This window comes from Streptomyces sp. NPDC059456 (assembly GCF_042750055.1).
GTDB lineage: Bacteria > Actinomycetota > Actinomycetes > Streptomycetales > Streptomycetaceae > Streptomyces.
This window is the reverse complement of the sequence record NZ_JBHYVA010000431.1, coordinates 1-7,379: the sequence shown is the minus strand read 5'-3', so window position 1 is coordinate 7,379 and position 7,379 is coordinate 1. Positions and strand designations below refer to the sequence as shown.

The window sequence follows — 7,379 nt, the reverse complement described above, 5'->3', positions numbered from 1 at the left end:
CCGCCGCACCGGTGTACGCCGCCGCCGCGAGCAGCGGCTTCTTGCGGCCCGTACGGTCCGCGGCCGCGCCCACCAGCGGCATCGCCAGCACCGCGACGATCACCGACACCGAGACGGCGTACGCGAAGAAGGAGCCGGACCGCACCGGGATCCCCAGCGGGTGGACGTACCCCTGTGCGTCCTGGGCGGCCTCGGCCATCGCCGTGAGGTACGGGCCGATGAACACCGTCAGCACGGTCGAGGAGTAGACCGAGCACGCGAAGTCGTAGAAGTACCAGCCGTGCTGCTCGCGCTTGCGTTCCGCCGCGCTCGGCGCCGGCTCCGGCGGCGCGGCCCCCGCGCCCTGTTCCGTGGTCTCCGCACTCACCGGTGCCCCCTCGTTCCCGTCCGGCACGTGAAGGGTGACGGCGGCGGTCCTGGCAGGTCAGGCCCAGGCTCCGCGCTGGTCCAGCACCGTGCGCAAGATGTCGATCCGGTCGGTCATGATGCCATCCACACCCAGGTCGAGGAGAGCCTCCATACGTTGCGGTTCGTTCACGGTCCACACGTGGACCTGCAGGCCCCGGTCGTGGGCCGTCCTCACGAACCTCCGGTCGACCACGCGGATGCCCGCCTGGGTCTCCGGAACCTGGGCCGCCACCGCCCCGACCCGCAGGGCCGCGGGGATCGCGTACGAGCGCAGCCGCAGGCCGAGCACCCCGCGCACCCCGTACGAGGTCGCCAGCCGCGGACCCGCGATCTTCTGGGCGCGGGCCACGCGGCTCTCCGAGAACGAGCCCACGCACACCCGGTCCCACACGCCCGCCCGGGCGATCAGGTTGACCAGCGGATGCAGCGCCGACTCGGACTTGACGTCGATGTTCCAGCGGGCTTCGGGGAACTCCTCCAGGAGCTCCTCGAACAGCGGCAGCGGCTCGGTGCCGGCCACCCGCGCCTCGCGGACCCTGGCCCACGTCAGCTCCGCGATCCGGCCGTGCCCGTCGGTGACCCGGTCGAGGGTGGAGTCGTGGAAGGCGACGAGCTTCCCGTCGGCGGTGGCGTGCACATCGGTCTCGAAGTACCGGTATCCCGCGTCGGCGGCCCGCCGGAAGGCGGCGGCGGTGTTCTCCAGCCCGTCCGCGGCGCCTCCCCGGTGGGCGAAGGGGATCGGAGCGGGGTGGTCCAGATACGGATGGCGAAGGCGTACGTGCGTCACCCGCCGCAGTATGCACCGTGACACCCGTGGGGAGGGAGCGACCCGATGGCCGCGTGGTGAACGCCGCACCACCCCTGGCCCCGGTGGACCCCGTCGTGACAGGCTGTGGGTGCGGAAGCAATCCAATACCGGCCGCGCCTGCGGTCGGGCGAGGCCAATTCGACAAAGGTGGACCGGACAGCATGGCAGAGTGGACCTCGGCGGTGGGTGCCGCACAGCTCGCCCGTCTCATCACCTCGCAGCAGGAACGGCCCAGTGTCCCCGGGGCGCGCAGGCTCCCCGCCTACCGGAGCCTCGCCGACGGCATCCGGCTGCTCGTCCTCGAAGGCCGCGTCCCCGTGGCCGCCCGGCTGCCCGCCGAGCGGGAACTGGCCGTCTCCCTCTCCCTCTCCCGCACCACCGTCGCCGCCGCGTACGAGGCCCTGCGCGGCGAGGGCTTCCTGGAATCCCGCCGCGGAGCCGGCAGCTGGACCTCCGTACCGGCCGGGAACCCGCTGCCCGCCCGGGGCCTGGAACCGCTGCCGCCCGAGTCCCTCGGCTCGATGATCGACCTCGGCTGCGCCGCGCTCCCGGCCCCCGAACCCTGGCTGACCAAGGCAGTACAGGGCGCGCTGGAGGAACTGCCGCCGTACGCGCACACCCACGGCGACTACCCCGCCGGGCTCCCCGCCCTGCGGCGCATGCTCGCCGACCGCTACACCGAGCGCGGCATCCCGACCATGCCCGAGCAGATCATGGTCACCACCGGAGCGATGGGCGCCATCGACGCCATCTGCAGCCTCTTCGCCGGCCGCGGGGAGCGCATCGCCGTCGAATCCCCGTCCTACGCCAACATCCTCCAGCTCATGCGCGCCGCCGGGGTGCGGCTGGTACCCGTCGCGATGGCATCGGGTCTGGCCGGCTGGGACATGAGCGTGTGGCGGCAGGTGCTGCGCGACGCCGCACCCCGCCTCGCGTACGTCGTCGCCGACTTCCACAACCCGACCGGAGCCCTCGCCTCCGAGGAGCAGCGCCGCGCCATGGTGGAGGCGGCCCGCTCCGCCGGCACCGTCCTCGTCGTCGACGAGACCATGGCCGAACTCCGGCTGGACCCCGAGCTGGAGATGCCCCGCCCGGTCTGCTCCTTCGACCCGGCCGGCTCCACCGTGATCACCGTGGGCTCCGCCAGCAAGGCCTTCTGGGCCGGCATGCGGATCGGCTGGGTCCGCGCGGCCCCCGACGTGATCCGCAGCCTGGTCGCCGCCCGCGCGTACGCCGACCTCGGCACGCCGGTGCTGGAACAGCTCGCCGTGAACTGGCTGATGCGGACCGGCGGCTGGGCCGAGGCCGTGGAGATCCGCCGCACCCAGGCCCGGGAGAACCGGGACGCGCTGGTCGCCGCGGTGCGCCGGGAACTGCCCGACTGGGAGTTCGCGGTGCCGCAGGGCGGGCTGACGCTGTGGGCCCGCGCCGGCGGGCTCTCCGGTTCCCGGCTGGCCGAAGTGGGGGAGCGGGTCGGCGTACGGGTCCCCTCCGGGCCGCGGTTCGGCGTCGACGGCGCCTTCGAGGGCTACGTCCGGCTGCCGTTCACCGTCGGCGGGCCGGTGGCCGAGGAGGCCGCGGCCCGGCTCGCGGCGGCCGCCCGGCTGGTCGGCACGGGCGCGGGCGGCAGCGGAGCCGAGCCCCCGCGCACGTTCGTGGCGTAGTCCCGCAGCCGGAGTCCGGGCCGGGGCCGCGGGCCGGGGCCACGGCCGGGGTCGGGCCCCGCGCGGGGGTCGGGCCCCGGGCCGGGGTTCTGGGGCCGACGGGCCAGGGGCCGCGGGCCGGCGGCGCCTCGGCCGGGACCTCCGCGTTCTCCTCCGCGTCGGCCGACGGCCCCGGGGGCTGCACGATGCGCAGCGGCTTCGACAGCGTGACCCGGGCCGGCGCGCCCGGCGCGGGCAACTGCCGTCCCGGCAGCAGCTCCAGCACCGCCTGGCGGTGCTCCGAGTGCGTGGAGTCGTCGTACGGGTCCGGCGTGGCGGGCACCTGCACGCGGTGCACGGGACCCGAGCCGAGCCGCGCGTACCCCCGGCCCGGCGGCACCTGCGCCGTCGGGGTGGTGTGCGGCGGCAGCCCCAGTACGTCGGTGATCTGCTGGATCGCGGCCGGCCCCAGCACGACCCGGGCCCGGGTGTGCTGCCAGACGGCGTCGTTCAGCAGCTCCAGGTGGTCGAACTGCTCGGCCACGACGACGGTGACGTGCGCGGCGCGCCCGTGCCGCAGCGGGACCTGGAGCTGGGCGAGGGGGTCGGGGCCGCCCTCCGCGGTCGCGAGGTGCGCCAGCACGCTGGGCCGGTCCAGCAGGATCCACAGCGGCCGCCGGGTGTCCTCCGGCGCCGGCCGGCCGGCCTCACGGGCCCGGTGCGCGGCCATCAGCCGCCGCTCGGTCTCGCGCGCGGCCCACTCCAGGGTGGCCAGCGCCCCGGCCGGGCCGCATTCCACGGCCAGTACGCCCGTACGCCCGGACAGGCAGGAGAACTCCCCGCTGCCCCCGCCCTCGACGATCAGCACCTCGCCCCCGTGGTGCAGGGCCTGGAGGGCGATCGAGCGCAGCAGGGAGGAGGTGCCGCTGCCGGGCCGGCCCACGGCCAGCAGGTGCGGTTCGGTGGAACGGGGGCCGGTGCGCCAGATCACCGGCGGCACGTCGCACGGCTCGCCGTCCTCCAGGACGGGCAGGGTGCGCTGCACGCTGCCCGCGTCGGTGAAACCGAGCACGGTCTCGCCCGGCGAGGTGACGAACGGCTGGGCGGCGATCCCCGTCGGCAGCGGCGCGAGCACCGTCAGGTCGAGCTGGTTGCCCTCCTCGTCCCAGTCGAAGAAGTACTCCCGCCCGCGCCCTGACTTGGCGTGCAGCAGGGCCTCGATCCGGGCCCGTGAGGCGGCCTCGCCGTCGGTGAAGTACGCCGGGTAGCGGATCCGGAGCCGGGTGACGCGGCCCGCGTCGTCGAACGCGTACCCGCTGAACGCCCTGTCCCACTCCCCGCCGTGGGCGAACAGCGGGTTCGGGTCCTCGGGAGTGGAGAAGTACGGCACGAGGGCCTCGTACAGGGAACCGAGCCGTTCGCTCTCGGCGTCGCTCGGCCCGCTCTTGACCGGCGTCCGGTCGCGTCCCTGCCAGGCGGCGGCCGCCATCAGGGTGATCAGGCCGGCGAGGGGGCCGTAGGGGACGAGCGCGACCACGAGGACGCAGGCGGCGCCCAGGAACAGCGCGGGACCACGCTTGTCCTTGGGGGTCCGGGCCCACTTGTGCCGGCCGGCCGCGGCGAGGACGCGCAGGCCGCGCCCGATGACGAGGAGCGGATGGAGGACGTCCGTGGCGCTGTCGGCGGCCGTGCGAGCGAGGTCGCGGCCCCGGGCGAGCGAGGTGGTGCCGCTGCTGAGGATGCGGGGGAGTGGGCGCCGGGCCACGGGCGTCTCCTGGAGTTGTCGTGGTGCGGGACGGTCCGGTCGGTCGGCGCTAGAGCTTGATCCCGCCGAGCAGGCTCGCGAGGCTCGCCGTGCTCGCGGTGATGCTCGGGGCGATGGCGGAGCCGGCGAGGAAGAAGCCGAACATCGCGCAGACGAACGCGTGGGACAGCTTCATCCCGTCCTTCTTGAAGAAGAGGAAGGCGATGATGCCGAGCAGGACGACGCCTGAGATGGACAGGATCATGAGAAGTTCTCCTGGTGGGTGGGGACGGTCACCATCAGTTGTTCCAGGCTCACAGGAAGTATCAATGCGATAAAAGGTGCATACGGGTGAATCCGGTCTTTTTTCACTTGACCGGCGCAGCCTGACTGGCGCGCCCGGCACGAAGCGGGGTCAACCGGGCCAACCCGGTGCCGACCGGCGCCAACGGGGATCCTTGCCTCGGCCTGGCCCCCGTATGTGCAGGTCCGGGCGCTACTCTGGCGATTCACCCGTACGGCCGCGGCGCCGTACGCGCCCCTGCCCGCCCGGCCCGGGGAACCCCACGTCCACAGTGACGTCAACAGCGAGTGGAAGGCGGTACGACAGATGAGCGAGCACGAGCCCACCGAGGGCGGCTCCCAGGGCGCTCCCGACGAGGACGTCATCGAGCTGGCCACCAAGATCTTCGACCTCGCCCGCCAGGGCGAGACCGAGACGCTCACCGCGTACCTGGACGCCGGGGTCCCGGCGAACCTCACCAACGACCGCGGCGACACCCTCGTCATGCTGGCCGCCTACCACGGCCACGCCGCCACCGTCACCGCCCTGCTGGCCCGCGGCGCCGAGGCCGACCGCGCCAACGACCGCGGCCAGACCCCGCTCGCCGGCGCCGTCTTCAAGGGCGAGGAGGCCGTCATCCGCGCCCTGCTCGCCGGAGGCGCCGACCCCACCGCCGGAACCCCGTCCGCCGTGGACACCGCCCGCATGTTCGCGAAGGCCGACCTGCTGGAACTCTTCGGAGCCAAGTAGTCCGTTTTTGCCCGTGACCAGGCGAGGTCCGACCGGCCCGCCACCTCACGGGTTGGTCACGGCGGCCGTAAATGTGGTCGCGGCGCACAAACCGGCTGGGTCATCATGGCGTCGGATTCGATTCGCGAGCACGACGGACGGGCAGGAGCGGGCAGGACACGAAGGGTGTCCGAACCCACCCCCTGCGAGAACCGGCCGACGTGGTCGCGAAGCACCGACGAGAGTGAGAAGGCAATGGTCTACATCGAGCGGAACATGACGGCGGACGTCCTCACATGCTGTTACGCGGCCCTGTGAATCCCGATTCCCGGTTGCGTCCCCAGCTTGATTTGAGGCCATTCCCATGTTCGAACCAGTCATAGCGCCAAGCGGCACCCTGCTCGGGCTCCTCCAGCGGGGCCGCGGCGACGGCACGCTGCACGCCCTCGCAGCGCCCCGCGCCGAGGCCCTCGCGGCCCTCAACCAGTGCGTGGTCAGCGACCCGCGCCAGGACTGGCAGGTCGAGAACCGCTCGCTCTACTACGCACGCCTGTACCTCGATCTCGACGGCCCCCTCGCCGAGATCGAGAGCCACCTCTTCAGCGCCGACGACCTCGTCGACGACACGGACCACCGGACCGGCCTCGCCCTGTCCGTCCTGGGCCACCTGGCCTCCTACGGCCGCGACGACGCACTCATGCTGCTGCGCCGCTACGCCGCCTCCGGAGCCAACTGGGCCTGGGCCCTCGACGAGCTCGCCCTGCGCGACGACGACGAGGGACTGCGCGGCCTCGCCGCACCCGTGCTCGCCCGGTTCCCGGCCACCGCCGAGGGCGGGGCGCGGCTGGCCGCCGCCGTCCGCGACGCGTACGAGCCCCGGCCCTGGTGCCTGTGGGAGGAGTCCCCCGAGTACGGCGACCGGCTGCGCGCCGCCCGCCAGCAGGGCTCCTTCGACCGCTGGCAGCGCCAGCTCACCCCGAACGGGCCCCGGCCCGGCTGGGGCGTCCAGGCCGTCTTCGACTGGGCCGCCGACGGACTGCGCCGTGGAACCCCGCTGCACGTACCCGCCGCCCGCTGTCTGGCCGCCGTGGCCGGACCCGAGGACCGCTCCGCGATCCTCGCGGCCGCCGCCGGCGCCGGCGGCGAGGCCGCCCGCGCCACCGCCCTGCACCACCTGGTCCTCGCCGAGCCGGAGAACCCCGCCGTCCTGGACCTCATCGAAGCCGCCGGGGACGAACCCGCCGTGGCCGCGTACGAGCGCATGTGCGGCCCCGCCGCCCTCGACCGGGCCCGCCAGTGGGTCCACCGCCCCGACGCCCTGGGCGCGGCCGCGGCCGCCCTCCTCGCCGCCCGGGGCGCGGCCGAGGACACCGGACTCGTCCTGGGCGCCCTCCGCTCCACCGTCCGCGGCTCCGGCCCGGACGCCCAGCGGCTCTTCGCCCTGGTCGACGGGGCGGGCCGGCTCTCCATCGGCTGCGCGGCACCGGTGCTGCGCCACATCTACCGCGAGACGGCCTCCTCCCACCTGCGCGGGCGCGCGGCGCGCGCCCTGGCCAGCACGGACCCGACGTTCGCCGCCGGCTTCGCCGTCGAATGCCTCTGGGACTGCGAGGAGACCACCCGCGAGGTGGCGGCCCACCACGCGGAAACGGCGGACGCCCGCGTGGCCCCGAGGCTGCGCAGGCTGGCGTCGGACCCGGCGGAGGAAGAGGACGTCCAGTCGGCGGTCCGCAACCGGATCACCCCGGAATCGGCGATCTGACC

Annotated in this window: 7 protein-coding genes; 3 read left to right on the top strand and 4 right to left on the bottom strand. The window is 74.3% G+C overall.

All coding sequences use genetic code 11. The annotated features are described in order from the left end of the window. Both ACFXA3_RS29270 and ACFXA3_RS29265 read right to left on the bottom strand, forming a co-directional pair. Window positions 1-367: MFS transporter (locus ACFXA3_RS29270; protein WP_385191533.1), on the bottom strand; the 367-nt coding region annotated here is incomplete at its 3' end. 57 nt (window positions 368-424) lie between these two features. Then, window positions 425-1,195, bottom strand: coding sequence for a glycerophosphodiester phosphodiesterase family protein (locus ACFXA3_RS29265; protein ID WP_385191531.1), 771 nt, complete (start codon window positions 1,193-1,195; stop codon window positions 425-427). Window positions 1,196-1,377: 182 nt separating this feature from the next. Between ACFXA3_RS29265 and ACFXA3_RS29260 the strand changes: the two genes are divergently transcribed. After that, a complete protein-coding gene (locus ACFXA3_RS29260; protein WP_385191529.1) occupies window positions 1,378-2,880 on the top strand; it encodes a PLP-dependent aminotransferase family protein in 1,503 nt (500 codons plus the stop codon). On the opposite strand, the gene ACFXA3_RS29255 is transcribed toward ACFXA3_RS29260, so the two are convergent. After that, window positions 2,762-4,624 carry a hypothetical protein gene (locus tag ACFXA3_RS29255; protein ID WP_385191528.1) on the bottom strand — a complete coding sequence of 621 codons (1,863 nt, stop codon included), beginning with the start codon at window positions 4,622-4,624 and terminating at the stop codon, window positions 2,762-2,764. The genes ACFXA3_RS29260 and ACFXA3_RS29255 overlap by 119 nt on opposite strands. A 49-nt stretch (window positions 4,625-4,673) precedes the next feature. Beyond that, window positions 4,674-4,868, bottom strand: coding sequence for a hypothetical protein (locus ACFXA3_RS29250; protein ID WP_385191526.1), 195 nt, complete (start codon window positions 4,866-4,868; stop codon window positions 4,674-4,676). A 345-nt stretch (window positions 4,869-5,213) separates the two neighbouring features. On the opposite strand from ACFXA3_RS29250, the gene ACFXA3_RS29245 reads away from it, so the two are divergent. Continuing rightward, window positions 5,214-5,636, top strand: coding sequence for an ankyrin repeat domain-containing protein (locus tag ACFXA3_RS29245; protein ID WP_266631269.1), 423 nt, complete (start codon window positions 5,214-5,216; stop codon window positions 5,634-5,636). Between the two features lie 343 nt (window positions 5,637-5,979). Further along, window positions 5,980-7,377 (top strand): HEAT repeat domain-containing protein, encoded by a 1,398-nt coding sequence (locus ACFXA3_RS29240; RefSeq protein ID WP_385191525.1) that lies wholly within the window; start codon window positions 5,980-5,982, stop codon window positions 7,375-7,377. The last annotated feature ends 2 nt before the right edge of the window (window positions 7,378-7,379 follow it).